The organism is Streptomyces sp. NPDC088387 (genome assembly GCF_044753385.1).
Lineage (GTDB): Bacteria > Actinomycetota > Actinomycetes > Streptomycetales > Streptomycetaceae > Streptomyces.
Window position 1 is genome coordinate 122,742 of sequence record NZ_JBIVNC010000007.1, and the last position, 25,685, is coordinate 148,426.

At 70.8% G+C, this 25,685-nt stretch carries 24 protein-coding genes; 1 reads left to right on the plus strand and 23 read right to left on the minus strand.

Annotated elements, in window-relative coordinates; genetic code table 11:
- Positions 1-707 precede the first annotated feature (707 nt).
- From metK to pyrR, 13 genes are all read right to left on the minus strand, one after another.
- Positions 708-1,931, minus strand: a complete 1,224-nt coding sequence (metK, locus tag ACIQAC_RS19970) for a methionine adenosyltransferase (protein ID WP_402192918.1) — start codon at positions 1,929-1,931, stop codon at positions 708-710.
- Between the two features lie 251 nt (positions 1,932-2,182).
- Complete coding sequence (gene coaBC / locus ACIQAC_RS19975) at positions 2,183-3,385, minus strand: bifunctional phosphopantothenoylcysteine decarboxylase/phosphopantothenate--cysteine ligase CoaBC (protein WP_402192920.1); 1,203 nt, start codon at positions 3,383-3,385, stop codon at positions 2,183-2,185.
- A 142-nt stretch (positions 3,386-3,527) separates the two neighbouring features.
- Complete coding sequence (rpoZ, locus tag ACIQAC_RS19980; RefSeq protein ID WP_003988945.1) at positions 3,528-3,800, minus strand: DNA-directed RNA polymerase subunit omega; 273 nt, start codon at positions 3,798-3,800, stop codon at positions 3,528-3,530.
- A gap of 53 nt (positions 3,801-3,853) precedes the next feature.
- Positions 3,854-4,447 (minus strand): guanylate kinase, encoded by a 594-nt coding sequence (gene gmk / locus ACIQAC_RS19985; protein WP_402192921.1) that lies wholly within the window; start codon positions 4,445-4,447, stop codon positions 3,854-3,856.
- A gap of 37 nt (positions 4,448-4,484) precedes the next feature.
- Positions 4,485-4,808: an integration host factor gene (locus ACIQAC_RS19990; RefSeq protein WP_003977346.1), complete on the minus strand. Its 324-nt coding sequence runs from the start codon at positions 4,806-4,808 to the stop codon at positions 4,485-4,487.
- A gap of 256 nt (positions 4,809-5,064) precedes the next feature.
- On the minus strand, positions 5,065-5,913 hold the full coding sequence (pyrF, locus tag ACIQAC_RS19995) for an orotidine-5'-phosphate decarboxylase (RefSeq protein WP_402192923.1): 849 nt from the start codon (positions 5,911-5,913) through the stop codon (positions 5,065-5,067).
- Positions 5,910-7,016: a quinone-dependent dihydroorotate dehydrogenase gene (locus ACIQAC_RS20000; protein ID WP_402192924.1), complete on the minus strand. Its 1,107-nt coding sequence runs from the start codon at positions 7,014-7,016 to the stop codon at positions 5,910-5,912. Before ACIQAC_RS20000 ends, pyrF begins: the two co-directional genes overlap by 4 nt.
- 94 nt (positions 7,017-7,110) lie before the next feature.
- Positions 7,111-10,419: a carbamoyl-phosphate synthase large subunit gene (gene carB / locus ACIQAC_RS20005; RefSeq protein ID WP_402192925.1), complete on the minus strand. Its 3,309-nt coding sequence runs from the start codon at positions 10,417-10,419 to the stop codon at positions 7,111-7,113.
- The gene (gene carA, locus ACIQAC_RS20010) at positions 10,412-11,569 is read right to left on the minus strand and encodes a glutamine-hydrolyzing carbamoyl-phosphate synthase small subunit (RefSeq protein WP_402192927.1); all 1,158 of its coding nucleotides are present in this window, start codon (positions 11,567-11,569) and stop codon (positions 10,412-10,414) included. Before carA ends, carB begins: the two co-directional genes overlap by 8 nt.
- Positions 11,566-12,138 carry a hypothetical protein gene (locus ACIQAC_RS20015; protein ID WP_402192928.1) on the minus strand — a complete coding sequence of 191 codons (573 nt, stop codon included), beginning with the start codon at positions 12,136-12,138 and terminating at the stop codon, positions 11,566-11,568. Before ACIQAC_RS20015 ends, carA begins: the two co-directional genes overlap by 4 nt.
- Positions 12,135-13,421: a dihydroorotase gene (locus tag ACIQAC_RS20020; RefSeq protein ID WP_402192930.1), complete on the minus strand. Its 1,287-nt coding sequence runs from the start codon at positions 13,419-13,421 to the stop codon at positions 12,135-12,137. Before ACIQAC_RS20020 ends, ACIQAC_RS20015 begins: the two co-directional genes overlap by 4 nt.
- 5 nt (positions 13,422-13,426) lie before the next feature.
- Positions 13,427-14,407 (minus strand): aspartate carbamoyltransferase catalytic subunit, encoded by a 981-nt coding sequence (locus ACIQAC_RS20025; protein WP_402192932.1) that lies wholly within the window; start codon positions 14,405-14,407, stop codon positions 13,427-13,429.
- Positions 14,408-14,505: 98 nt separating this feature from the next.
- Positions 14,506-15,078: a bifunctional pyr operon transcriptional regulator/uracil phosphoribosyltransferase PyrR gene (gene pyrR, locus ACIQAC_RS20030; protein WP_402192933.1), complete on the minus strand. Its 573-nt coding sequence runs from the start codon at positions 15,076-15,078 to the stop codon at positions 14,506-14,508.
- A gap of 263 nt (positions 15,079-15,341) precedes the next feature.
- On the opposite strand from pyrR, the gene bldD reads away from it, so the two are divergent.
- On the plus strand, positions 15,342-15,842 hold the full coding sequence (bldD, locus tag ACIQAC_RS20035) for a transcriptional regulator BldD (protein WP_402192934.1): 501 nt from the start codon (positions 15,342-15,344) through the stop codon (positions 15,840-15,842).
- A 218-nt stretch (positions 15,843-16,060) separates the two neighbouring features.
- Here the strand turns inward: bldD and nusB are convergent, their stop codons facing one another.
- From nusB to mltG, 10 genes are all read right to left on the minus strand, one after another.
- Complete coding sequence (gene nusB, locus ACIQAC_RS20040; RefSeq protein ID WP_402192935.1) at positions 16,061-16,492, minus strand: transcription antitermination factor NusB; 432 nt, start codon at positions 16,490-16,492, stop codon at positions 16,061-16,063.
- A gap of 2 nt (positions 16,493-16,494) precedes the next feature.
- The gene (gene efp / locus ACIQAC_RS20045) at positions 16,495-17,061 is read right to left on the minus strand and encodes an elongation factor P (protein ID WP_345618740.1); all 567 of its coding nucleotides are present in this window, start codon (positions 17,059-17,061) and stop codon (positions 16,495-16,497) included.
- Positions 17,062-17,112: 51 nt separating this feature from the next.
- Positions 17,113-18,219, minus strand: a complete 1,107-nt coding sequence (locus ACIQAC_RS20050) for an aminopeptidase P family protein (RefSeq protein ID WP_402192936.1) — start codon at positions 18,217-18,219, stop codon at positions 17,113-17,115.
- A gap of 314 nt (positions 18,220-18,533) precedes the next feature.
- Positions 18,534-19,514: an AAA family ATPase gene (locus tag ACIQAC_RS20055; protein WP_402192937.1), complete on the minus strand. Its 981-nt coding sequence runs from the start codon at positions 19,512-19,514 to the stop codon at positions 18,534-18,536.
- Between the two features lie 219 nt (positions 19,515-19,733).
- A complete protein-coding gene (gene aroB, locus ACIQAC_RS20060; RefSeq protein WP_402192939.1) occupies positions 19,734-20,825 on the minus strand; it encodes a 3-dehydroquinate synthase in 1,092 nt (363 codons plus the stop codon).
- The gene (locus ACIQAC_RS20065) at positions 20,822-21,337 is read right to left on the minus strand and encodes a shikimate kinase (RefSeq protein ID WP_402192940.1); all 516 of its coding nucleotides are present in this window, start codon (positions 21,335-21,337) and stop codon (positions 20,822-20,824) included. Before ACIQAC_RS20065 ends, aroB begins: the two co-directional genes overlap by 4 nt.
- Positions 21,334-22,518: a chorismate synthase gene (gene aroC, locus ACIQAC_RS20070; protein WP_402192942.1), complete on the minus strand. Its 1,185-nt coding sequence runs from the start codon at positions 22,516-22,518 to the stop codon at positions 21,334-21,336. Before aroC ends, ACIQAC_RS20065 begins: the two co-directional genes overlap by 4 nt.
- A gap of 194 nt (positions 22,519-22,712) precedes the next feature.
- Positions 22,713-23,045 carry a hypothetical protein gene (locus tag ACIQAC_RS20075; RefSeq protein WP_402192943.1) on the minus strand — a complete coding sequence of 111 codons (333 nt, stop codon included), beginning with the start codon at positions 23,043-23,045 and terminating at the stop codon, positions 22,713-22,715.
- A 55-nt stretch (positions 23,046-23,100) separates the two neighbouring features.
- On the minus strand, positions 23,101-23,928 hold the full coding sequence (locus tag ACIQAC_RS20080; RefSeq protein ID WP_402192945.1) for a shikimate dehydrogenase: 828 nt from the start codon (positions 23,926-23,928) through the stop codon (positions 23,101-23,103).
- Positions 23,928-25,655 carry an endolytic transglycosylase MltG gene (mltG, locus tag ACIQAC_RS20085; protein WP_402192947.1) on the minus strand — a complete coding sequence of 576 codons (1,728 nt, stop codon included), beginning with the start codon at positions 25,653-25,655 and terminating at the stop codon, positions 23,928-23,930. Before mltG ends, ACIQAC_RS20080 begins: the two co-directional genes overlap by 1 nt.
- Positions 25,656-25,685: the final 30 nt, after the last annotated feature.

Sequence of the window (25,685 nt, forward strand, 5' to 3'; positions counted from 1 at the left end):
ACATTTCTACCAAACCCCACCGACAACGCCCCCGCCCACAGCCGCGTAGCCCAGTAGCCGCGCGGCCGCACAGCGGCGGCAGCCGCACAGCCGCGGGCAGTCGTGCCGCTGGGGCGGCACGGGTGGGCGCGGCGGCACCCCGCCAACGCCGGGCCGCGCAAACGCCCCACCCCGCACCCCCACGCCGTGTGCGGCCCCAGTGGGGGCTGAGCGCGCAGTTCCCCGCGCCCCTCCCGGGAGACCGCCGTCGTCACAGCCCGGGCCCGGTGGGGGCCAAGCGCGCAGTTCCCCGCGCCCCTCCCGGGTAACCGCCGCCGTCACAGTCCGGGCCCGGTGGGGGCTGAGCGCGCAGTTCCCCGCGCCCCTCGGGGGTGACCGTCGTCGTCACGGCTTGGGCTCTGCGGGGTTGGGCGCGCAGTTCCTCGCGCCCCTGGCGGGGTTGCCCATGGGCGGCACAAGTTCGGCCCGCGAGGGGGCCGGTGCCGTGTCGGTCGGGGCGGCGTCGCGGATCGCACCGCGCCCCACGCCCCGCACCCCGCACCCCGCACCCCGCACCCCGCACCCCGCACCCCGCACCCCACAGGGATCCCCGCACGGGTGCCACCCACACACAGACCCCCCGCCCGGAGGGCTGACGCAGTGAGGCCCGGCTCCCCACCAGGAAACCGGGCCTCGACCAACTCGCGCGGGCTCGCCCGCGAACGTCCCTACAGGCCCGCGGCCTTGCGCAGCGCGTCCACCCGGTCAGTCCGCTCCCACGTGAACTCGGGCAGCTCACGCCCGAAGTGACCGTACGCGGCGGTCTGGGCGTAGATCGGGCGCAGCAGGTCCAGGTCACGGATGATCGCGGCCGGGCGCAGGTCGAAGACCTGCTCGATGGCCTTCTCGATCTTCTCGGTCTCGACCTTGTGCGTGCCGAAGGTCTCGATGAAGAGGCCGACCGGCTCGGCCTTGCCGATCGCGTACGCGACCTGCACCTCGCAGCGGGAGGCCAGACCGGCCGCCACCACGTTCTTCGCGACCCAGCGCATCGCGTACGCCGCCGAACGGTCCACCTTGGACGGGTCCTTGCCCGAGAAGGCGCCGCCGCCGTGGCGGGCCATGCCGCCGTACGTGTCGATGATGATCTTGCGGCCGGTGAGGCCCGCGTCACCCATCGGGCCGCCGATCTCGAAGCGGCCGGTCGGGTTCACCAGCAGGCGGTAGCCGTCGGTCTCCAGCTTGATGCCCTCGTCGAGCAGCGCCTTGAGCTCCGGCTCCACGACGAACTCGCGGATGTCGGGGGCGAGCAGCGACTCCAGGTCGATGTCGGAGGCGTGCTGCGAGGAGACGACGACCGTGTCGAGGCGGACGGCCTTGTCACCGTCGTACTCGATGGTGACCTGCGTCTTGCCGTCGGGGCGCAGGTAGGGGATCGTGCCGTTCTTGCGGACGTCCGACAGGCGCTTCGACAGACGGTGCGCGAGGAAGATCGGCAGCGGCATCAGCGTCGGCGTCTCGTCCGAGGCGTAGCCGAACATCAGGCCCTGGTCGCCGGCGCCCTGCTTGTCGAGTTCGTCATCCTTGTCCCTCTGGGAGGCACCCTCGACCCGGGACTCGTACGCCGTGTCGACGCCCTGCGCGATGTCCGGGGACTGCGCGCCGATCGACACCGACACACCACAGGACGCGCCGTCGAAGCCCTTCTTGGAGGAGTCGTAGCCGATCTCCAGGATCTTCTCCCGGACCAGCTGCGGGATCGGCGCGTAAGCCTTGGTGGTGACCTCACCGGCCACATGCACCAGACCAGTCGTGATCAGCGTCTCGACCGCGACCCGGGAGGTCGGGTCCTCGCGCAAGAGCGCGTCGAGAATGGTGTCACTGATCTGGTCAGCGATCTTGTCGGGGTGGCCCTCGGTCACAGACTCCGAGGTGAACAGACGACGGGACACAACGCTCCCTGGGGTTGCAGCGGCTGCTGGCTGATCATTGGATGATCATTGGCGGACGGGCCGGGAGCTGCGCCCGGCCCGCGTCCGAGAACAGTTTATCGGTCGCGCTCCACCACAGGCCCATCCGTCTCGCCTCTCGGGAGCGCTGTGACCTGCGGCACGGGCATTCTGCCCAATGGCGGGCGGCATTGGCCAGGGGCGCCACGCGTCAATGTGCGAGGGACGAAGATCCCGCAAAACGCCTGAAACATTCAGCGCAGGCGTCCCACGACCAGATCCCACACGATGTCGGCCAGGGCTTCCTTGGGCCCGTGCGGCACCGGGGTCTCCGAGCCGTCGGCGCCCAGCACCACGGCCTCGTTCTCCTCGGAACCGAAGGTCTTGCGCTCCCCCACCTCGTTGACGACGAGCAGGTCGCAGCGCTTGCGCTCCAGCTTGGCGCGGCCGTGGGCGAGGACGTCGTCGGTCTCCGCGGCGAAGCCGACGACCACCTGGCCGGGCCGGGCGCGGTCGGCGGAGATCTCCGCGAGGATGTCCGGGTTCCGTACGAGCACGATGGGGTCGGGCTCGTGGTCGTCCCGCTTCTTGATCTTCCCGGCGGCGTAGGCGGCCGGGCGGAAGTCGGCGACGGCGGCGGCCATGACCACCGCGTCGGCGTCCGCTGCCGCCTTCAGTACCGCTTCACGCAGTTGTACGGCCGTGCCGACCCGGACGACGTCCACGCCGGCCGGGTCGGGCAGGGAGGTGTTGGCGGCGAGCAGCGTGACGCGGGCGCCGCGGGCGGCGGCGGTGCGGGCGAGGGCGTAGCCCTGCTTGCCGGAGGAGCGGTTGCCGAGGAAGCGGACCGGGTCGAGGGGTTCGCGGGTGCCGCCGGCGCTGATCACGACGTGCCGTCCGGCGAGGTCGGGCCCGGCAACGCCGCGGGCGAGCACCCGGCGGCAGACCTCGAAGATCTCCGCGGGGTCGGGCAGCCGGCCCTTGCCGGTGTCGACGCCGGTGAGGCGGCCGACGGCGGGTTCGACGACGACGGCGCCACGGCGGCGCAGTGTGGCCACGTTCTCCTGGGTGGCCGGGTGTTCCCACATCTCGGTGTGCATCGCGGGTGCGAAGACGACCGGGCAGCGGGCGGTGAGCAGGGTGTTGGTGAGCAGGTCGTCGGCGAGGCCGTGCGCGGCCTTGGCGAGCATGTCGGCCGTGGCGGGGGCGACCACCACCAGGTCGGCGTGCTGGCCGATGCGGACGTGCGGGACCTCGTGGACGTCGTCCCAGACCTGGGTGGAGACGGGGTTGCCGGAGAGCGCGGACCAGGTGGCGGCGCCCACGAAGTGCAGCGCGGAGTCGGTCGGGACGACGCGGACGTCGTGCCCGGACTCGGTCAGTCTGCGCAGCAGCTCACAGGCCTTGTACGCGGCGATGCCACCGCTGACCCCCAGCACGACCTTGGGCTTGGACACCGTCTCTCCCCGGACTCGACCAGTTTCGCGTGCGCGGCGACGACACCGCGTACGGGTCTATGACACACCACAGGCCCGGCGGACGCGCCGCCGGGCCTGTGGACAAGTCTGCTGCGAGCGGAGAAGCACGCAGAGAGAACGACTACTGCGCCGGGCCCTCTACGGCCTCGGACGTCAGCAGCCCCGCGTTGATCTCGCGAAGGGCGATCGACAGGGGCTTCTCGTGCACGTGGGTGTCCACGAGCGGACCGACGTACTCGAGGAGGCCCTCGCCGAGCTGCGAGTAGTACGCGTTGATCTGGCGAGCCCGCTTGGCCGCGTAGATCACGAGGCTGTACTTCGAGTCGGTGGCTTCGAGAAGCTCATCGATCGGCGGGTTGATGATGCCCTCGGGCGCGGAGATGGAAGAGGACACGCTCTACCTTCCGATGGGTGGGAAAAGATCGGTCGTGATCACATCACTCGTGATCACACAACATCCATCAAGGCTAGCAGCTCGCGCGACACATCCTCGACGGAGGTGTTGACCAGGGTCATGTCGAACTCCGGCTCGGCCGCCAGTTCGATCTTCGCGGCGTCCAGCCGGCGCTCGATCACCTCGGGCGGCTCGGTGCCCCGCCCGGTGAGTCTGCGCACCAGCTCCTCCCAGGAGGGCGGGGCCAGGAACACCAGCTGGGCCTCCGGCATGGAGTCACGGACCTGCCGGGCGCCCTGGAGGTCGATCTCCAGCAGGACGGGCTCGCCCGCCTCAAGACGCTGGAGCACGGCCCCGCGCGGCGTGCCGTACCGGTTGCCGGCGAATTCCGCCCACTCCAGCAGCTCGCCGTTGGCGATCAGCTTGTCCATCTCCTCGTCGCTGACGAAGAAATAATGGACCCCGTGCTTCTCACCGGGGCGTGGCCTGCGGGTCGTCGCCGACACCGAGAGCCAGACCTCGGGGTGTTCCTTGCGCATATGAGCGACGACCGTGCTCTTGCCGACCCCTGAGGGGCCGGAGAGCACGGTCAGCCGCGGACGTACGTCCGGGGGCTCGGGGGTCGTCCCCCGGAATGTTGCAGCCATGCAGCGATTATTCCAGCAAACCCGGAGTGGTCCGGACTCAGCTGCCGGTGCTGCCGAACTCGCGCTCCAGCGAGGCGATCTGGTTGGAGCCGAGGCCGCGCACGCGGCGGCTCTCGGAGATGCCGAGTCGCTCCATGATCTGCTTGGCACGGACCTTGCCCACGCCGGGCAGGGATTCGAGCAGGGCGGAGACCTTCATCTTGCCGATGACGTCGTTTTCCTGGCCCTGCTTGATGACCTCGTGAAGGGAGGCGCCGGAGTGCTTGAGTCGATTCTTGACCTCGGCCCGCTCCCGGCGAGCCGCGGCGGCCTTCTCGAGCGCGGCTGCGCGCTGTTCGGGGGTAAGGGGCGGAAGAGCCACGCCTACGTCACCTCGGATGTCGAACTGTCGGATACGGACCGGTGAGGAACCTAGTCGCCCCACACCTGGGGAGCCACGAGCAACACGCTCTGCCCGTTGACTCTCGTCGGAGACTAGCGGTCAAGTCCGCCAGAGTCAGCGAGAACAGCGGAAAAGTCCTGGTCAGCCTTGGCCAGCACTGGACATTTCAGTCATATTGCCCCGGATTTGAGAATGTATCCAGCCTCAAGCGCGTTATCGGGCAGTCGTCGGAGGTTTATTCGGCCCTCACAACGGCTGCCTGGACCTCCTTCGCGAACCGCTCCGCGGCCGTCCGCAGGGCGCCCGTGTCCGGCCCGTGCCGCAGCACGCCCCGGCTCACGTTCGGCACCACGTTGTGCACGGCGGCGCCGAACACGTTCGGCAGATCGGCGGGCGTGGCGCCCTGGGCCCCGATGCCGGGCGCGAGCAGCGGACCGTTGACGGCGAGGTCGTACGAGGAGAGGTCGCCGAGCGTGGCGCCGACCACCGCGCCGAAGGAGCCGAGCGGCTCCTCCCCCGCGTTCTCGGCCGCCAGATGGGCCAGCATCGTCGCGGCCACGTCCCGGCCGTCCGCGCGGACGGCGTGCTGGACCTCGCCGCCCTCCGGGTTGGACGTCAGGGCGAGCACGAACAGTCCCGCGCCGTTCTCGCGCGCGAGCGCGACGGCCGGGCTCAGCGAGCCGTAGCCGAGATACGGCGAGACGGTCAGCGCGTCCGAGAACAGCGGCGCGTCCTTGTGCAGGAAGGTCTCCGCGTACGCCGCCATGGTGGAGCCGATGTCGCCGCGCTTGGCGTCCATCACGACCAGGGCGCCGGCCGCGCGGGCCGCCGCCACCGTCCGCTCCAGCACCGCGACACCGCGCGAGCCGAACCGCTCGAAGAACGCGCTCTGCGGCTTCAGCACGGCGACCCGGTCGGCCATGGCCTCCACGACCGTGCGGCTGAACCACTCCAGGCCCGCCACGTCGTCGTTCAGTCCCCACTCGGTGAGCAGCGAGGCGTGCGGGTCGATGCCGACGCAGAGCGGTCCGCGTTCGTCCATGGCGCGGCGCAGCCGGGCACCGAAGGGTTCGGGTGAGCTCATGCGGCCTTCCTCACGTCGGCGCCGACCGCGTCGGCGAGGGTCTTGTACGGGCTCGTGCGCAGCCGGGCGGCCAGGCCCTTGTGGATCGCGCGGGCGTAGAAGGGGCCCTCGTAGACGAAGGCGCTGTAGCCCTGGACCAGGGTGGCGCCGGCCATGATGCGCTGCCAGGCGTCCTCGGCGTTCTCGATGCCGCCCACGCCGACCAGGGTGATGCGGTCGCCCACGCGCGCGTAGAGGCGGCGCAGCACCTCCAGGGAGCGGGCCTTGAGGGGGGCGCCGGAGAGGCCGCCGGTCTCGGCGACCAGAGCGGGTTCGGACGTCAGACCGAGTTCCTCGCGCGCGATGGTGGTGTTCGTGGCGATGATGCCGTCCAGGCCCAGCTCCACGGCGAGGTCGGCGACGGCGTCGACGTCCTCGTCGGCGAGGTCGGGTGCGATCTTGACCAGCAGCGGGACCCGCCGTGCGGTGACTGTGCGGTCGGCGGCCTCGCGGACGGCGGTCAGCAGCGGTCGCAGCGCCTCGGTGGCCTGGAGGTTGCGCAGGCCGGGTGTGTTCGGCGAGGAGACGTTCACCACGAGGTAGTCGGCGTGGGGCGCGAGCCGCTCGGTCGACTTCACGTAGTCGGCGGCGGCCTCGGCCTCCGGTACGGCCTTCGTCTTGCCGATGTTGACGCCCACGACGGTCCTGAAGACGGCCGTGCGGGCCGCCAGCCGGGCCGCCACGGCGAGCGAGCCGTCGTTGTTGAAGCCCATGCGGTTGATGAGCGCGCGGTCCGGCACGAGGCGGAACAGCCGCGTCCTGGGGTTGCCGGGCTGTGCCTCGCCGGTGACCGTGCCGATCTCGACGTGGTCGAAGCCCAGCATCGACATGCCGTCGATCGCCACGGCGTTCTTGTCGAAGCCGGCGGCGAGCCCGAAGGGGCCGTGCATCCGCAGTCCGAGGGCCTCGGTGCGCAGCTCCTCGTGGCGGGGGGCCAGCGCGGCGGCGAGGAAGGTGCGCAGCACGGGCACCCGGACCGCGAGGCGGATCCAGCGGAAGGCCAGGTAATGGGCCTGCTCGGCGTCCATGCGGCGGAAGACGAGCCGGAAGAAGATCTTGTACATGGTGTCCTTGACCGAGAGGGGTCCTTCGCGCCGGAGCGCGAAGGGTGTGCTCAGCAGGAGGGGAACACCGTTTCCGGTGTCCCCCTCGGGACTGCTAGTCGCGGGCCGCGGTCAGATGTTCCGCGTGTTCCTGGAGGGAACGCACGCCCACGCCGCCGTGGTTGAGGGCGTCGATGCCCTGCACGGCCGCGGCGAGCGCCTGGACCGTGGTCAGACAGGGCACGGACCGGGCCACCGCCGCCGTACGGATCTCGTAGCCGTCGAGGCGGCCGCCGGTGCCGTAGGGGGTGTTGACGATGAGGTCGACCTCGCCGTCGTGGATGTACTGGACGATGGTCTTCTCACCGTCTGGGCCGGGGCCCTCGGACTGCTTGCGCACGACGGTGGCGTTGATGCCGTTGCGCTTGAGGACCTCGGCGGTGCCGGAGGTGGCGAGCAGCTCGAAGCCGTGGGCGACCAGCTCGCGGGCCGGGAAGATCATCGACCGCTTGTCGCGGTTGGCGACGGAGATGAAGGCGCGGCCCTTGGTGGGCAGCGGGCCGTAGGCGCCGGCCTGCGACTTGGCGTAGGCCGTGCCGAAGACCGAGTCGATGCCCATGACCTCGCCCGTGGAGCGCATCTCCGGGCCGAGGACGGTGTCGACGCCGCGCCCGTGGATGTCCCGGAAGCGGGACCAGGGCATCACGGCCTCCTTGACGGAGATCGGCGCGTCCAGCGGCAGTTCGCCGCCGTCGCCGGTGGCCGGGAGCATGCCCTCGGCGCGCAGCTCGGCGACGGTCGCGCCCAGCGAGATACGGGCCGCTGCCTTGGCGAGCGGCACGGCGGTGGCCTTGGAGGTGAAGGGGACCGTGCGGGACGCGCGCGGGTTGGCCTCCAGGACGTAGAGGATGTCGCCGGCCATCGCGAACTGGATGTTGATCAGGCCGCGCACTCCGACGCCCTTGGCGATGGCCTCGGTCGACGCCCGCAGCCGCTTGATGTCGAAGCCGCCGAGCGTGATCGGGGGCAGGGCGCACGCCGAGTCGCCGGAGTGGATGCCGGCCTCCTCGATGTGCTCCATGACCCCGCCGAGGTACAGCTCCTCGCCGTCGTACAGGGCGTCGACGTCGATCTCGATGGCGTCGTCGAGGAAACGGTCCACCAGCACCGGCCGGGAGGGGCTGATCTCGGTGGACTCGGCGATGTAGGACTCCAGCCGGGTCTCGTCGTAGACGATCTCCATGCCGCGTCCGCCGAGCACGTAGGACGGCCGGACCAGGACCGGGTAGCCGATCTCGTCGGCGATGGCCTTGGCGCCGGCGAAGGTGGTGGCGGTGCCGTGCTTGGGGGCCGGCAGACCCGCCTCGGCGAGGACCTGGCCGAAGGCGCCGCGGTCCTCGGCGGCGTGGATGGCCTCCGGGGGGGTGCCGACGATCGGTACGCCGTTGTCCTTGAGCGCCTGGGCCAGGCCCAGCGGGGTCTGGCCGCCGAGCTGCACGATCACGCCCGCGATGGGGCCGGCCTTCGCTTCCGCGTGGACGATCTCCAGCACGTCCTCCAGCGTGAGCGGCTCGAAGTACAGCCGGTCGGAGGTGTCGTAGTCGGTGGAGACTGTCTCCGGGTTGCAGTTGACCATCACCGTCTCGTACCCGGCGTCGCTCAGCGCGAAGGAGGCGTGGACGCAGGAGTAGTCGAACTCGATGCCCTGGCCGATCCGGTTCGGCCCGGAGCCGAGGATGATGACGGCCGGCTTCTCTCGCGGCGCGACCTCGGTCTCCTCGTCGTAGGAGGAGTAGAAGTACGGCGTGCGGGCGGCGAACTCGGCGGCGCAGGTGTCGACCGTCTTGTAGACCGGGCGGATGCCGAGCGCGTGCCGCACCTCGCGGACGACGTCCTCACGCAGCCCGCGGATCTCGCCGATCTGCTGGTCCGAGAAGCCGTGCCGCTTGGCCTCGGCGAGCAGTCCGGCGGTCAGCTCGGGCGCCTCGGCCAGTTCGTCGGCGACCTCCTTGATCAGGAAGAGCTGGTCGACGAACCAGGGGTCGATCTTCGTGAACTCGAAGACCTCCTCGGGGGTGGCACCCGCGCGAATGGCCTGCATGACGGTGTTGATCCGGCCGTCGGTGGGACGGACCGCCTCCGCCAGCAGGGCGCCCTTGTCTCCGGGCTCGCCGACGAAGGTGAACTGGCTGCCCTTCTTCTCCAGCGAGCGCAGCGCCTTCTGGAAGGCCTCGGTGAAGTTGCGGCCGATGGCCATGGCCTCGCCGACCGACTTCATGGTGGTGGTCAGCGTGGAGTCGGCCTGCGGGAACTTCTCGAAGGCGAACCGCGGCGCCTTGACGACGACGTAGTCCAGGGTCGGCTCGAAGGAGGCCGGGGTCTCCTGGGTGATGTCGTTGGGGATCTCGTCGAGCGTGTAGCCCACGGCCAGCTTGGCGGCGATCTTGGCGATCGGGAAACCGGTCGCCTTGGACGCCAGGGCGCTCGACCGGGACACGCGCGGGTTCATCTCGATGACGATGACACGGCCGTCGACCGGGTCGATCGCGAACTGGATGTTGCAGCCGCCGGTGTCGACGCCGACCTCGCGGATGATGGCGATGCCGACGTCGCGCAGCACCTGGTACTCGCGGTCGGTGAGCGTCATCGCGGGCGCGACGGTGATGGAGTCGCCGGTGTGCACGCCCATCGGGTCGAAGTTCTCGATGGAGCAGACGACCACGACGTTGTCGTTCTTGTCGCGCATCAGCTCCAGCTCGTACTCCTTCCAGCCGAGGATGGACTCTTCCAGGAGCACCTCGGTGGTCGGGGAGAGCGTGAGGCCCTGGCCGGCGATGCGGCGCAGCTCGTCCTCGTCGTGGGCGAAGCCGGAGCCGGCGCCGCCCATGGTGAAGGAGGGACGGACGACGACGGGGTAGCCGCCGAGCGTGTCGACGCCCGCGATCACGTCGTCCATGGTGTGGCAGATGACCGAGCGGGCGGACTCGCCGTGCCCGATCTTGGCGCGGACGGCCTCGACGACGTCCTTGAAGAGGTCGCGGTCCTCGCCCTTGTTGATGGCCTCGACGTTGGCGCCGATCAGCTCGACGCCGTACTTGTCGAGGGTGCCGGACTCGTGCAGCGAGATCGCCGTGTTGAGGGCCGTCTGGCCGCCGAGGGTGGGCAGCAGGGTGTCCGGCCGCTCCTTGGCGATGATCTTCTCGACGAACTCCGGGGTGATCGGCTCGACATAGGTGGCGTCGGCGATCTCCGGGTCGGTCATGATCGTCGCCGGGTTGGAGTTGACGAGGATGACGCGCAGGCCCTCGGACTTGAGCACCCGGCACGCCTGGGTGCCGGAGTAGTCGAACTCGGCTGCCTGGCCGATGACGATCGGGCCGGAGCCGATGACCAGGACGGACTGGATATCGGTGCGCTTAGGCACGCTGGCCCTCCATGAGCTTCACGAAGCGGTCGAACAGATAGGCGGCGTCGTGCGGACCGGCCGCCGCCTCGGGGTGGTACTGGACGCTGAAGGCCGGCCGGTCGAGCAGCCGCAGCCCTTCGACCACGTTGTCGTTGAGGCAGACGTGGGAGACCTCGGCACGGCCGTAGGGGGTGTCGGAGACGGCGTCGAGCGGGGCGTCCACGGCGAATCCGTGGTTGTGCGCGGTGACCTCGACCTTGCCGGTCGTCCGGTCCTGCACGGGCTGGTTGATGCCGCGGTGGCCGTACTTCAGCTTGTAGGTGCCGAAGCCGAGGGCGCGGCCCAGGATCTGGTTGCCGAAGCAGATACCGAACAGCGGGGTGCCGCGGTCCAGTACGGCCCGCATGACGGCCACCGGGTGGTCGGCGGTGGACGGGTCGCCGGGCCCGTTGGAGAAGAAGACGCCGTCGGGCCGGACCGCGTAGACGTCCTCGACGCTCGCGGTGGCGGGCAGCACGTGCACCTCGATGCCGCGCTCGGCCATCCGGTGCGGGGTCATGCCCTTGATGCCGAGGTCGACGGCGGCGACGGTGAACTTCTTCTCGCCGACCGCGGGGACGACGTACGTCTCCTCGGTGGCGACCTCGGCGGAGAGGTCGGCGCCGGTCATCTCGGGCGCCTGGCGGACCTCGGCGAGCATGGTGGCGTCGTCGGGCAGGGCGTTGCCGGAGAAGATGCCGACGCGCATGGCGCCGCGCTCGCGCAGATGGCGGGTGAGGGCGCGGGTGTCGATGCCGGAGATCCCGACGACGCCCTGCTCGGTCAGCTCGTCGTCCAGCGAGCGCCGGGAGCGCCAGTTGGACGGCACGCGCGCGGGGTCGCGCACCACGTAGCCGGCGACCCAGATGCGGCGGGACTCGGGGTCCTCGTCGTTGACGCCGGTGTTGCCGATGTGCGGGGCGGTCATCACCACAACCTGGCGGTGGTACGACGGGTCGGTGAGGGTCTCCTGGTAACCGGTCATGCCGGTGGAGAACACGGCCTCGCCGAAGGTCACCCCCACGGCCCCGTAGGCACGGCCGCGGAAGATCCGGCCGTCCTCAAGGACGAGTACGGCGGGATCCGCCTTTGTCCTCTTCGAGGGGCTCCCCGGATTGGAGGTCGTCATCGCTCGGCGCCTTCCGTGCTGCTCGTGTTGATCATGGAGTTGAGTGCCTCGACCCAGTCGGTGTGCTCGGCCGCGTGGTCGGAGCGGAAGCCGGAGTCGATCAGCCGGTCGCCGTGCGCCCAGGTGACGATCAGCAGACCGCCCTCGGTGAGCACCTTTCCGGCGATGCCCTTGTCGAGCCGGGCCTCGCGCAGCCGGTCGGCCGGGACGAAGAAGTCGGTCGCGCCGGGGCGTACGACGTCGAGTCCCTCGTCCGTCAGCGTGAGCTCGACCCGGCTGCGGGAGCCGAGGCCGTGCGCCACGATGCGGTCGAGCCACTGCCCGGCGGTGGTGGAGCCGTGGTAGCGGCCACTCAACACGGCCAGTTTCGCCGGGCCGGTCCCGTCCGGCGCGGTGGGCAGCTCGGGGAGGTCGCCCTGGAGGGTGCCGCGCCACTTCCAGCCCTCGCGCATCAGCCAGTAGACGAGCGCGATGAACAGGGCGAGGCCCACGACCCAGCCGACGCGGGCGGCCCAGTCGGTCACTTCGGCCGACTTCTGGTCGGCGGCCAGAACTTGCAGAGTTGTCACGTGAGCTTCCCGTCGACGAGCGTCGCCTTGCCCCGGAGCCAGGTGTGTGTGACACGGCCCGGCAGCTCGCGTCCCTGGTAGGGGGTGTTGCGGCTGCGCGAGGCGAAGCCCGCGGGGTCCACCTGGCCACGGTATGCCGTGTCGACGAGCGTGATGTTGGCGGGCTCACCCACCGAGACGGGACGGCCCTGGTTCTCCGCCCGGCCGATACGGGCGGGCGCGAAGGACATCCGGTCGGCGACTCCGGCCCAGGTCAGCAGGCCGGTGTCGACCATCGTCTCCTGGACCACCGACAGCGCGGTCTCCAGACCGACCATCCCCATGGCGGCCGCGGCCCACTCGCAGTCCTTGTCCTCGTGCGGGTGCGGGGCGTGGTCGGTGGCGACGATGTCGATCGTGCCGTCGGCGAGCGCCTCGCGCAGGGCGAGCACGTCGCGCTCGGTGCGCAGCGGCGGATTGACCTTGTAGACCGGGTTGTACGACCGCACCAGCTCGTCGGTGAGGAGCAGGTGGTGCGGGGTGACCTCGGCGGTGACCTGGATGCCGCGGGACTTGGCCCAGCGGACGATCTCGACGGACCCGGCGGTCGACAGGTGGCAGATGTGCACGCGGGAGTCGACGTGCTCGGCGAGCAGGACATCGCGGGCGATGATCGATTCCTCGGCCACCGCGGGCCAGCCGCCGAGGCCCAGCTCGGCGGAGACGACCCCCTCGTTCATCTGGGCGCCCTCGGTCAGCCGCGGCTCCTGGGCGTGCTGGGCGACGACCCCGCCGAAGGCCTTCACGTACTCCAGCGCGCGGCGCATGATCACGGCGTCGTCGACGCACTTGCCGTCGTCGGAGAAGACGGTGACACCGGCCGCGGACTCGTGCATGGCGCCGAGCTCGGCGAGTTTGCGGCCCTCCAGGCCGACGGTGACGGCGCCGATGGGCTGCACGTCGCAGTAGCCGTGCTCCTGGCCGAGCCGGTAGACCTGCTCGACCACGCCGGCGGTGTCGGCGACGGGGAAGGTGTTGGCCATGGCGAAGACGGTGGTGTAGCCGCCGGAGGCCGCCGCGCGGGTGCCGGTCAGTACGGTCTCGGAGTCCTCGCGGCCCGGTTCGCGCAGGTGGGTGTGGAGGTCGACGAGGCCCGGCAGCAGCACCTTGCCGGCCGCCTCGACGACCGTGGCGCCCTCGTCGGACAGCCCCTCGCCGACGGCGGCGATCTGGGAGCCGTCGATCAGCACGTCCTGCGCGTCGCCGCCGAGCACCTTCGCACCACGGATAAGGATCTTGCTCATCTGTCTTACTTCTCCTCGGTGGTGCGGGCGGGGGTGACGGCGGGCTCGTTGCCGCCGAGCAGCAGATAGAGAACGGCCATCCGGATGGAGACTCCGTTTGCGACCTGCTCGATCGCGGTGCAGCGGTCGGAGTCGGCGACCTCGGCGGTGATCTCCATGCCGCGGACCATCGGACCGGGGTGCATCACGATGGCGTGCTCGGGCATCCGGGCCATCCGGTCGCCGTCGAGTCCGTAGCGGCGCGCGTACTCGCGCTCGGTCGGGAAGAAGGCCGCGTTCATCCGTTCGCGCTGGACGCGGAGCATCATCACCGCGTCGGACTTGGGCAGCGTGGCGTCGAGGTCGTAACTGACCTCGCAGGGCCAGGCCTCGACGCCGACCGGCAGCAGGGTGGGCGGGGCGACGAGGGTGACGTCGGCGCCGAGCGTGTGCAGCAGATCGACGTTGGAGCGGGCGACCCGGCTGTGCAGGACGTCGCCGACGAGCGTGATCCGCTTGCCCGCCAGGTCCTGGCCGAGCCCGGCGTCCCGGCCGACGAGCCGGCGCCGCATGGTGAAGGCGTCGAGCAGCGCCTGCGTCGGATGCTGGTGGGTGCCGTCCCCGGCGTTGATGACGACGGCGTCGATCCAGCCGGAGTTGGCGAGCCGGTACGGGGCTCCGGAGGCGCCGTGCCGGATGACGACGGCGTCGACGCCCATCGCCTCCAGGGTCTGGGCGGTGTCCTTGAGGGACTCGCCCTTGGAGACGCTGGAGCCCTTGGCGGTGAAGTTGATGACGTCCGCGGACAGCCGCTTCTCGGCGGCCTCGAAGGAGATCCGGGTCCGGGTCGAGTCCTCGAAGAACAGGTTGACGACGGTGCGGCCGCGCAGGGTCGGCAGCTTCTTGATCGGCCGGTCGGCGACCCGGGCCATCTCCTCGGCGGTGTCGAGGATCAGGACGGCGTCGTCGCGGGTGAGGTCGGCGGCCGAGATGAGATCACGCTGCATCTTTCAGGCTCCGTAAGGCAGTTCAGTATCGGGAGAATCCGGGCAGGCCGGGGCGCAGTCGCGCGGGCGTACGACCGGGTCGTACGCCGTCGGCTTCGCTACTGCTGCTCGCCCGGGGAGGCCGGCTTGACGCCGAGCAGCACGGTGTCGCGACCGTCCTCCTCGGCGAGCTGGACCTTGACCGTCTCCCGCAGCGACGTGGGGAGGTTCTTGCCGACGTAGTCGGCGCGGATGGGCAGTTCGCGGTGGCCGCGGTCGACGAGGACCGCGAGCTGTACGGCACGCGGGCGCCCGATGTCGTTCAGCGCGTCGAGCGCGGCACGGATGGTGCGGCCGGAGAACAGCACGTCGTCGACGAGCACCACGAGTCTGCCGTCGATGCCGTCGCCGGGGATCTCGGTGCGGGCCAGCGCACGCGGCGGGTGCATCCGCAGGTCGTCGCGGTACATGGTGATGTCCAGCGAACCGCAGGGGACTTTGCGCTCGGTGATCTCTTCGAGCTTGGCGGCGAGGCGCTGGGCGAGGAAGACGCCCCGCGTCGGAATGCCGAGGAGCACCACGTCGTCGGCGCCCTTGGCGCGCTCGACGATCTCATGTGCGATACGGGTCAGAACCCGCGCGATGTCGGGGCCCTCGAGAACGGGCCGGGCATCGGAAGCTGCTGTGTCCATACGAAACGGACCTCCTTCTCCGCCTCACGGGACGGACCTTAAAGGACGTCGAGATTGCGCCATACACGTTAGCAGGCCCTGGAGACACCCCCGATCGCCCCCCTGTCACTCTTCTGGCTCAACGGGTCGCCACTACCACGGAAGAGTCGGTGCGGACCATTCGGCTTGACGCGCCGGAGTAACGCTGCGTAACCTCACAGTGAGTTACCAGCCGCGCGGCATGGCACCGAGCCAGTCGCGTCGACACAGTGCCGGGGAGCTATATGTCCAGCGAATACGCCAAACAGCTCGGGGCCAAGCTCCGGGCCATCCGCACCCAGCAGGGCCTTTCCCTCCACGGTGTCGAGGAGAAGTCCCAGGGCCGCTGGAAGGCCGTGGTGGTCGGTTCGTACGAGCGCGGTGACCGCGCCGTCACCGTGCAGCGCCTCGCCGAGCTTGCGGAGTTCTACGGCGTGCCGGTTCAGGAGCTGCTTCCGGGCACCACGCCCGGCGGTGCCGCCGAGCCCCCGCCGAAGCTGGTCCTCGACCTTGAGCGGCTGGCCACGGTGCCGGCCGAGAAGGCGGGCCCGCTACAGCGCTACGCGGCGACGATCCAGTCCCAGCGCGGCGACTACAACGGCAAGGTGCTGTCGATCCGCCAGGACGACCTGCGCACACTGGCCGTCATCTACGACCAGTCCCCCTCGGTCCTCACCGAGCAGCTGATCAGCTGGGGCGTCCTGGACGCGGACGCCCGCCGAGCGGTCTCCCACGTGGAGGACTGACCCTCCACAGGCCAAGCAGAAACGTGCCGCCGCCGAGCGGCCAGGCACATGGAAGGGCCCCCAGCGACACGCTGGGGGCCCTTCGACGATCAGGCGTGGCTCCTGGCAGCCCCGGGTACGGCAACGCCGCCAGGGGCGCGGGGAACTGCGCGAGCAACCCCCACGAACCGCCGGCCGACCAACGACCCGTTCCGCCCCTTGCCGCGAAGCCGTACGCGCTACACCTCGCGGCGAAGCGAAGGCTTCAGCTCCTTGAGGCGGCCGAGCAGACCGTTGACGAACGACGGTGAGTCGTCCGTCGAGAACTCCTTCGCGAGCTGCACCATCTCGTCGAGCACCACGGCGTCCGGGGTCTCGTCGACCCAGATCAGCTCGTAGGCCCCGAGGCGCAGGATGTTGCGATCCACGACCGGCATCCGGTCCAGCGTCCAGCCGACGGCGTACTGCGCGATCAGCTCGTCGATCCGGGTCGCGTGCTGCGCGTACCCCTCGACGAGCTGCATCGTGTACTCGCTCACCGGCGGCTGCCGCGTGTCGGTCCGGGAGTGCCGGATCCAGTCCGCGAGGACCGTCTGGACGTCGGCGTCGCGCTGGTCGCCCTCGAAGAGGATCTGGAAGGCACGCTTGCGGGCCGTGTTGCGGGCAGCCACGGTTAGCTGTTCACCCGGCCGAGGTAGTCGCTGCTGCGCGTGTCGACCTTGATCTTCTCGCCGGTGGTGATGAAGAGCGGGACCTGGATCTGGTGGCCGGTCTCCAGGGTGGCGGGCTTGGTGCCGCCCGTGGAGCGGTCGCCCTGGACGCCGGGCTCGGTCTCCTGGACGACGAGCTCGACGGCGGCCGGCAGCTCCACGAAGAGCACCTCGCCCTCGTGCTGCGCGACGGTGGCCGTGAAGCCCTCGATCAGGAAGTTGGCGGCGTCGCCGACGGCCTTGCGGTCGACCATGAGCTGGTCGTAGGTCTCCATGTCCATGAAGACGAAGTACTCGCCGTCCATGTAGGAGAACTGCATGTCGCGCTTGTCGACAGTGGCCGTCTCGACCTTGACACCGGCGTTGAAGGTCTTGTCGACCACCTTGCCGGAGAGCACGTTCTTGAGCTTGGTGCGCACGAAGGCCGGGCCCTTGCCGGGCTTGACGTGCTGGAACTCGACGACGGACCAGAGCTGGCCGCCTTCGAGCTTGAGCACCAGGCCGTTCTTGAGGTCGTTCGTGGAAGCCACGGTTGCGGAATCTCCTGGACTGACGTGGACGACCCCGGGGCACGCCGCTTCCTAGAGGGCGAGCAGCTCCTTGGTCGTGATGGTGAGTAGCTCGGGTCCGCCGTCCGCCTCGGGGCGGACGACGAGCGTGTCATCGATCCGGACGCCGCCCCGCCCGGGGAGGTGGACCCCCGGTTCGACGGTGACCGGCACGCAAGCGTCCAGTTTACCCATGGCCGCGGGGGCAAGCTGCGGGTCCTCGTCGATTTCGAGTCCGACCCCGTGTCCGGTGAGGCTCGGCAGCCCCGCTCCGTACCCCGCGGAGTCCAGTACCTGGCGGGCCGCGCGGTCCACGTCACGATAGGCGGCACCGGGCATCAGCATCTCCCGGCCGGCCCGCTGAGCGGCGAAGACGAGGTCGTACAGCTCGATCTGCCACTCGGCGGGCGAGGTGCCGATGACAAACGTACGACCGATCTCGCAGCGGTATCCGCGGTACGTCGCGCCCAGGCAGACGGAGAGAAAGTCGCCCTCCTCGACCCGGCGGTCGGTGGGCCGGTGGCCCCGGCGCCCGGAGTTGGGGCCGGTGGCGACGGAGGTCGCGAAGGCGGGGCCGTCGGCGCCGTGGTCGACGAGCCGGCGCTCCAGCTCCAGCGCGAGGTGGCGTTCGGTGCGGCCGACGAGGATCGACTCCAGCAGTTCGCCGAGGGCCTGGTCGGCGATCTCGGCGCCGATGCGGAGGTACGAGATCTCCTCCTCGTCCTTCACGACCCGCAGCTGCTCCACGGCTGCGCCGACGTCGGCCAGCCGCAGCCGGGGCGCGACCGAGCGGATGGCGCGGTGCCGGGAGACGGTGAGGTGGTGCTCCTCCACGGCGAGGGAGTCGGCGCCCTGGCCGACGGCGAGGTCGGCGGCCGCTACGGCGGGGTCGCCGCCGGGGCCGGGCAGGGTGTGCAGGGACAGGTTCTCGTCGGGGCGTCCGTCGCCGGCTCGCTCGTCCGGTGGACCGGCGCAGACCAGCAGGTCCTCGCGCTTGCCCAGCAGCAGCACGGAGCCCTGGGGGGCCGCGCCGGCGAGGTAGCGCACGTTGGCGGGGCGGGTGACGAGCGCCGCGGCGCTCCCGCCGGCGTTGCTGCGTTCCCTCAGCCGGTTTCGCCGGCTCGCGTACACCTCTGACATGAGACGAGCGTAGGAGCGTTGGGGGGATCGTGCCGTTCGACGAGGGCCGAATGGCTCCGCCGGTCAGCGAGGTCGAGCGCGGGCCGGTGGGGGCTGGTCGCGCAGTTCCCCGCGCCCCTGAGTGGGCTGAGGTGGGTGGTGCTGGTGACGCGTGGCGATATGGACACCGCGCAGTGGACCCACCTGAGGGGCGCGGGGAACTGCGCGACCAGCCCCCACGCACCCGCACCCGGCGATGGCGCTCTTCAGACCCCCGACACGGCCCACCTCAGGGGCGCGGGGAACTGCGCGACAAGCCCCCGCCGACCCGCGCGTCACCACTTCGGCGGGCTCGCGATCGACCGTGCCAGCACCTCGTCCAGCACCCGCGCCGTCTGCGCGACATCAAGCTGCGAGTTGTCGATGATGGGCAACCCCGACCCGTACCACCCGGCCATCCGGCCGTGGATCCGGGCGACCTCCTCGTCACTGAGCCGGCGGTTCCCGCTGCGCTCTGCGTTCCGCTCCAGGACGATCTCGAGCCCCGGCAGCAGCACGACCGGCAGCAGACCGGGCCCCACGTGCCGCTTCCAGCCGCCGAGGCCCACCACGGGCCGGTCGGGGAAGACGGCGTCGTCGAGGATGCACGAGATGCCGTTGGCGAGGAAGTTGCGCGCGGCGAACCCGCAGGTGCGGCGCGCCAGCCGGTACTGAGCCTCCGAGTGGTCGTTCCACCCGGACTGCGGGTCGGCGAAGCCGGAGCGGACCCATTCGCGGACGTCGTCGAGGCTGATGTGGGCGGTGGGCACACGGCGGTGGTCCGCCCAGTACTTGGCGACGCTGGTCTTGCCGGCTCCGGCGGGGCCGATCAGGAGTATCGCGAGTGTGGTGATCCCGGGATCCGGCAGGGCCGCGGCGGGCGGTGCGCTGGGCATCCCGACGGGCCCGCCGGGCGGCAGCGTCATGTGACCGGTGGTCTCCGGCGCGGGCGGGGCGTGGTGCGGGGCCGGCCGGTGCGAGGCGGGCGGCACCGGCCCGGGCGGCGGCGCGTTGAACCCCGGCGCGGGCGGTGGCGGAGGTACCGGGGCGGGCGGTGGCGGCGGCACGGGCGCGGACGGCGGCGGGGGTACGGGCGCGGCCCCGGTGCCGTGTGGCGGGTGCGGGGGCACATGAGGCGCCCCCTGCGGGCCGCTGCCTGGACCGTGCGGAACCGGGTGGTGTGCGGACGGCGGCGACCATGCGGCCGGCCCCTGCCCCGGCCGGGGTCCTTCTCCCGGCTGATGGGGCGGCAGCGGAGACCCCACTGCGTGCTGCATCCGGTGCCACTCCGTCTCGTCGTTCTCGGCTCGCTCGCCTCCGGGCGGTTTCCGTCGCCCTCCGGCTCACTCGCGACAGGCAATTGGCGCTGGCGGCGGGGCGCGAACCCCGTCGCTACCGAACGGTACCGTCCCCGGCCACCGTTTGGTGAACGGCCGGGGACGGCCCCGAGTGCCCATCGCCACAAGGAGAAACGGACGGAAGGAGCACGCGAGGACTTACTGCCCCACCTCGCCGTACGCGGCGAGCAGCACGGCCGGATCGGGCCCTTCCAGCACGGTCGGCTTGGCCAGTCCGTCGAGCACGATGAAGCGCAGCAGGTTGCCGCGCGACTTCTTGTCGACCTTCATGGTCTCCAGCAACTTGGGCCACTGGTCGTGCCGGTAGTACAGAGGCAGCCCGACCGACTCCAGGACCGTGCGGTGCCGGTCGGCCGTGACGTCGTCAAGGCGGCCCGCGAGCCGCCCGAGTTCGGCGGCGAAGTGCAGGCCGACGGAGACGGCGGCGCCGTGCCGCCACTTGTACCGCTCGTTCTTCTCGATGGCGTGGGCGAGCGTGTGACCGTAGTTGAGGATCTCCCGCAGGCCCGCTTCCTTCAGGTCGGAGGAGACCACCTCGGCCTTGACCTTGATGGACCGCTCGATCAGTTCGGCGGTGTGCGGTCCGGCCGGGGTGCGCGCCGCCTCGGGGTCGGCCTCGATGAGCTCCAGGATCGCCGGGTCGGCGATGAAACCGGCCTTGATGATCTCGGCGAGCCCGGAGACGTAGTCGTTGACCGGGAGGGAGTCCAGCGCCGCCAGGTCGCACAGCACTCCGGCCGGCGGATGGAAGGCGCCGACGAGGTTCTTGCCCTCGGCGGTGTTGATGCCGGTCTTGCCGCCGATGGCCGCGTCGACCATGCCGAGCACGGTGGTCGGTACGGCGATCCAGCGCACCCCGCGCAGCCAGGTCGCGGCGACGAAGCCGGCCAGGTCGGTGGTGGCGCCGCCGCCGACGCCGATGAGGACGTCGGAGCGGGTGAAGCCCGACTGCCCGAGCGCCTTCCAGCAGTAGGCGGCGACCTCGGCGGTCTTGGCCTCCTCGGCGTTGGGCACCTGGACGGCGATGGCCTCGTAGCCCTGTCCGGCCAGGTCGGCGCGGAGCGCCTCCCCGGTCTCGGCGAGTGCCTCGGGGTGCAGCACGGCCACCCGCTTGGCCTGCTCGCCGATCAGCCCGCCGAGTTCGCCGAGCAGCTGACGGCCCACCAGGACCTCGTAGGGCTCGCTGCCCGCCGTACCGCCGACCTGGATCCGTGTGACCGACTCGCTCATGCTTCCTTCAACTCCAGGACGTTCAGCACCTCTTGGGCGACTTCTTCGGGCGTACGGTCGTCGGTGGCCACGACACAGCGGGCCACCTCCTCGTACAGATGGCGCCGGGCGTCCATCAGTTCCCGCCACTGCTTGCGCGGGTTCACGGCGAGCAGCGGCCGCGCGGTGTTCAGGCCCGTGCGCTTGACCGCCTCCTCGACGTCCATCGCCAGGTAGACGACCTGGTGGCCCGCGAGCAGGGCGCGGGTGCCGGCGTCGAGGACGGCGCCGCCGCCGAGGGCGAGGATGCCGGTGTGTTCGGTGACAGCGGTGCGCACGGCCTGCTTCTCGATCGCACGGAAGGCGGCCTCGCCCTCGTCGACGAAGATGTCGGCGATCTCCCTGCCCTGCGCGGCGACGATGTCCGCGTCGCTGTCGCGGAAGGCGGTACCGAGCCGCTCGGCGAGCAGCTCGCCGACGGTGGTCTTGCCGACGCCCATGGGGCCGACGAGCACCACCAGGGGGCCGCTCACCGGATCGCCAGGTGCTCGAGGTACGAGGTCACGTTGCGGCGGGTCTCGGTGACGTTGTCGCCGCCGAACTTCTCGGCCACCGCGTCCGCGAGGACGAGCGCCACCATGGCCTCGGCGACGATGCCCGCGGCCGGCACGGCGGAGACGTCGGAGCGCTGGTGGTGCGCCTGCGTCGCCTCGCCCGTCGACACGTCCACCGTCTGGAGCGCGCGCGGCACGGTCGCGATCGGCTTCATCGCGGCCCGTACCCGCAGCAGCTCACCCGTGGTCAGACCGCCCTCGGTACCGCCGGAGCGGCCGGAGACCCGGCGGATGCCCTCGGGTGTGTTGACGATCTCGTCGTGCGCCTTGGAGCCCGGCACCCGGGCCAGCTCGAAGCCGTCGCCGATCTCGACGCCCTTGATCGCCTGGATGCCCATCAGGGCACCGGCCAGACGGGCGTCCAGCTTGCGGTCCCAGTGCACGTGCGAGCCGAGGCCGACCGGCACGCCGTACGCCAGCACCTCGACCACACCGCCGAGGGTGTCGCCGTCCTTGTGGGCCTGGTCGATCTCGGCGACCATCGCCTTCGACGCGTCGGCGTCCAGGCAGCGCACCGGGTCCGCGTCCAGCTTCTCCACGTCGGCCGGGATCGGGTACACGCCGTACGGGGCCTTCGCGGAGGCCAGTTCCACCACGTGGGAGACGATCTCGATCCCCGCGGTCTCCTTCAGGTACGACCGGGCGACCGCGCCCAGCGCCACCCGGGCCGCCGTCTCGCGCGCCGAGGCCCGCTCCAGGATCGGCCGGGCCTCGTCGAAGCCGTACTTCTGCATCCCCGCGAGGTCGGCGTGGCCGGGCCGGGGCCGGGTCAGCGGGGCGTTGCGGGCGAGGCCGGCCAGGACCTCCGGGTCGACCGGGTCGGCCGCCATGACCTGGTCCCACTTCGGCCACTCGGTGTTCCCGACCATGATGGCGACGGGCGAGCCCAGCGTCAGACCGTGCCGGACCCCGCCGAGGAAGGTGACCTCGTCCTTCTCGAACTTCATCCGGGCACCGCGCCCGTAGCCGAGCCGGCGCCGCGCCAGGTGGTCCCCGACCATCTCCGTGGTGATCGGCACGCCGGCGGGAAGGCCCTCCAGCGTCGCGACGAGTGCGGGACCGTGGGACTCCCCCGCGGTCAGCCAGCGCAACCTGCTCAACGGTGCTCCTCAGTGCTCGCGCCTGGTACTGCCCTGCGTACACGCGTCCTCGCGTACGGCGACGGCGCGTCCGGGTGCGCGGCCCGAGCCCGCCACCCCGATCCTCCCATGTCCGGGAGGCGATCCCGGCCGCCGGTCCATCTGGCGGACGGACAATGTCAGGTGCGGCACACCGGCCGCGTCACCCCGCCCCCTCAGACCGCCCCGTCCCGCCGGGCCTCCGGCGCGTAGGACCCGAGGAAGTCGGCCCCGCTCGGCTGCGGCTGTGCCGGTGCCTGCGTGCGCTGCGGGGCGTACTGCCCCAGGTGGTCCGCGCCGCTTCCCTGCCCGTACTGGGCCGCCGCGTTGACCGGCTGCCCGCCGCGCACGGCACGGCGGCGGACGATCCTGCGCCTGATCTTGAGAACCCAGGACGCGACGACGGCGAGCACGATCAGCCCGAGCACCGCCATCTGCACCCAGTCCGGCAGGAACCACAGGACCGCTTCGAGTATCTCGCCCTTGCCGGACGCCACGGACATGCCCATGGACATGAAGATGTTTCCCCTCCCGAGCCCCGCCCCCTGCGGAACCCAGCGGATCTTAGCGTTCGGCGAGCGCCCGTTCTCCCGCTTTTCGCATCGCCGCCAGCGGGGCCGGGGCACGGCCCGTCATCTGCTCGACCTGGAGTACCGCCTGGTGCACGAGGAGGTCGAGGCCGCTGACGACGGCGCCGCCGTACGCCGACCAGCGGGCGGCGAGGGTGGTGGGCCAGGGGTCGTAGAGAACGTCGAAGAGGGCGGCGGGGCGTTCCGGGAGGGCTGGGGCCAGTTCGTCGGTCGCGCCGGCGGGGGTGGTGGCGATCACCAGGGGGGCGCGCAGGGCCTCGTCGGCCTGGGACCAGTCCGCCGTCCGTACGTCCACCTGGAGCCGCTCGGCCCATTCGCGCATCTCGGCGGCGCGGGCCGCGGTGCGTACGTAGACGGTGATCTCGCCGGTGCAGATCCGGGCGAGCGCGGCGAGCGCGGAGGAGGCGGTGGCGCCGGCGCCGAGGATCGCGGCGGAGTCGACCGTGTTGATGCCGTGCTCGGCGAGGGCGGCGATCATGCCGGGGATGTCGGTGTTGTCGCCGGTGCGGCGGCCTTCCTCGGTGAGGACGACGGTGTTCACGGCGTCGACCGAGGCGGCGGTGTCGCTGATCTCGTCGAGCAGGGGTATGACCGCGCGCTTGAGCGGCATGGTCAGCGAAAGACCCGCCCACTCGGGACCGAGGCCGTCGAGGAAGCCCGGCAGCGTCGCCTCGTCCACCTCGAAGCGGTCGTACGTCCACTCCTCCAGGCCCAGCTGGGCGTACGCGGCACGGTGCAGCACCGGGGAGAGGGAGTGGGCGATCGGAGAGCCGAGTACGGCGGCCCTTCGAGGTGCGGTCATCAGTTGTCGTCCCTCGACGCGTTGAACTCGTCGACCAGCCGCTGGTGTTCCTCGATCGTCTTCGCGAACTCGGTGTTGTTCACACCGTCGGTGGCGACGAAGTACATCCAGCCGTCCTTCGTCGGGTTCAGCGCGGCCTTCAGGGCGTCCGCGCCGGGGTTCCCGATCGGTCCCGGCGGCAGTCCCGTGTTGGTGTACGTGTTGTACGGGTCCTGGTTGCTGTTGATCTCCGACTCGGAGATGTCGATGTTGCTCTGGCCCTTGAGGTAGTTGAACGTCGAGTCGAACTGGAGCAGCTGGTTCGTCTCGGTGTTGGTCGGCTTCAGCCGGTTGTAGACGACCTCCGCCATCTTGCGGTAGTCGTCGTGCGTCTTGCCCTCGGCCTGGACGAGGCTGGCGACGGTGATGACCTGGAGCGGCGTCTTGAGTTTCAGCGTCTTCGCCTTGGCCGCGAAGTCGTACTTGTCGTACTCCTCGTTGGCCTGCTCGACCATCGCCTTCAGCACCGCCTCGGGCTTCATGCCCTTGGCCGCGGGATAGGTGCCCGGATAGAGGAAGCCCTCCAGCGGGTCCTTGATCTCGTCGTTGTCGTCGGCCCAGTCCGGGAGTCCGAGACTGCCGCTGCGCTCCTCGGCCACGTCCGCGGTGGAGCCGTCGTCCAGGCCGAGCTTGGCGTCGATCGCCGCGTAGACGCTCGCGTTGCGCTCGCCTGGCCTGACCAGCACGTTGTTCTGGCTCTTGGGGTCGAGCATCATGTCGACCGCGCTCTCGGCGGACATCTCTTTCTTGAGCAGGTAGGCGCCGGCCTGGATCGACTCGCCGTCGGGATTCTGCACCTGCGCGGCGACGAACGCGTCCACGCTCTTGACGACGCCGGCCTCCTTGAGCCGGCGGCCGATCTCGGCTCCGCTCGCGCCCTTGGGTACCTCGATGGTCACCTGCTGGCTCGTGCCGTCGCCCGCGAAGTCCGGGGCCTCGCCGAAACGATCCTGGTAGAACTGGTAGCCGAAGTACGCGACGCCCGCGAGACCGCCGCCGAAGACCAGCACGACCACCAGGCACGCGGCGCCGTTGCGGCCCTTCTTGCCTTTGCCCTTGCCGCCTTTGCCGCCGGCGCGCCCCCGCCGGTCGCCACGGCCGCGCCGGTCGCCCGGACCGTCGTCATCGTCCTCGGCGTCGTCGTCGGAGAAGAACGCGTGTTCGCCCTGGTCGGGGCCCGGGTCCCAGTCGGTCTCCGGTTCCGGTTCCGCGCGCCGCCTGCTCGGCGGCTCGGGCGGCGGATAGGCGTCCGGCGTGTTGTAGAAGTCGGGCTGTTCACCGCCGTACGCCGGCGCCTGCTGCCCGTAGGGGTCGACGGGGTCGGCGGGATACGGCATCTGCTGGTGGTTGCCGGTGCCCCACTGGGGGTCGTACTGCTGCTGGTGCTGCTGGCCCTGACCGGCGTACTGCTGCTGCTCGTACTGCTGCTGGTACTGCTGTTGCTGGTGAAGCTGCTGGTCGTACTGCTGCTGCGGGTACTCGCCCTGCTGCTGGGCGTAACCGTTCCCGCCGTCGTTCCACTCGCCGTACTGCTGCTGCGGCTGCTGCGGATAGTGCTGCTGCTGGCCGCCGTAGGCAGGCTGCTGGGCCACATGGGCCTGCTGCTGCTCTCCCCATCCGCCGTCCCCGTACAACGGGTCCTCCGGATGCCACGGTTCGGAGCCTTGGCCCCGGCCATACTCAGTCATCAAACCCCTTGAGCCGCGAGGTGGTGGTGG

Coding starts and splice junctions, on each gene's coding strand:
- ACIQAC_RS20020 (WP_402192930.1), bottom strand. CDS start 13,421: ATGAGCAAGATCCTTATCCGTGGTGCGAAGGTGCTCGGCGGCGACGCG.
- ACIQAC_RS20050 (WP_402192936.1), bottom strand. CDS start 18,219: ATGTCAGAGGTGTACGCGAGCCGGCGAAACCGGCTGAGGGAACGCAGC.
- gmk (WP_402192921.1), bottom strand. CDS start 4,447: ATGGCTGCAACATTCCGGGGGACGACCCCCGAGCCCCCGGACGTACGT.
- carA (WP_402192927.1), bottom strand. CDS start 11,569: ATGACGACCTCCAATCCGGGGAGCCCCTCGAAGAGGACAAAGGCGGAT.
- ACIQAC_RS20075 (WP_402192943.1), bottom strand. CDS start 23,045: ATGGGCATGTCCGTGGCGTCCGGCAAGGGCGAGATACTCGAAGCGGTC.
- ACIQAC_RS20000 (WP_402192924.1), bottom strand. CDS start 7,016: ATGTACAAGATCTTCTTCCGGCTCGTCTTCCGCCGCATGGACGCCGAG.
- pyrF (WP_402192923.1), bottom strand. CDS start 5,913: ATGAGCTCACCCGAACCCTTCGGTGCCCGGCTGCGCCGCGCCATGGAC.
- ACIQAC_RS20055 (WP_402192937.1), bottom strand. CDS start 19,514: ATGCAGCACGCAGTGGGGTCTCCGCTGCCGCCCCATCAGCCGGGAGAA.
- bldD (WP_402192934.1), top strand. CDS start 15,342: ATGTCCAGCGAATACGCCAAACAGCTCGGGGCCAAGCTCCGGGCCATC.
- ACIQAC_RS20025 (WP_402192932.1), bottom strand. CDS start 14,407: ATGCAGCGTGATCTCATCTCGGCCGCCGACCTCACCCGCGACGACGCC.
- aroB (WP_402192939.1), bottom strand. CDS start 20,825: ATGAGCGAGTCGGTCACACGGATCCAGGTCGGCGGTACGGCGGGCAGC.
- pyrR (WP_402192933.1), bottom strand. CDS start 15,078: ATGGACACAGCAGCTTCCGATGCCCGGCCCGTTCTCGAGGGCCCCGAC.
- mltG (WP_402192947.1), bottom strand. CDS start 25,655: ATGACTGAGTATGGCCGGGGCCAAGGCTCCGAACCGTGGCATCCGGAG.
- ACIQAC_RS20080 (WP_402192945.1), bottom strand. CDS start 23,928: ATGACCGCACCTCGAAGGGCCGCCGTACTCGGCTCTCCGATCGCCCAC.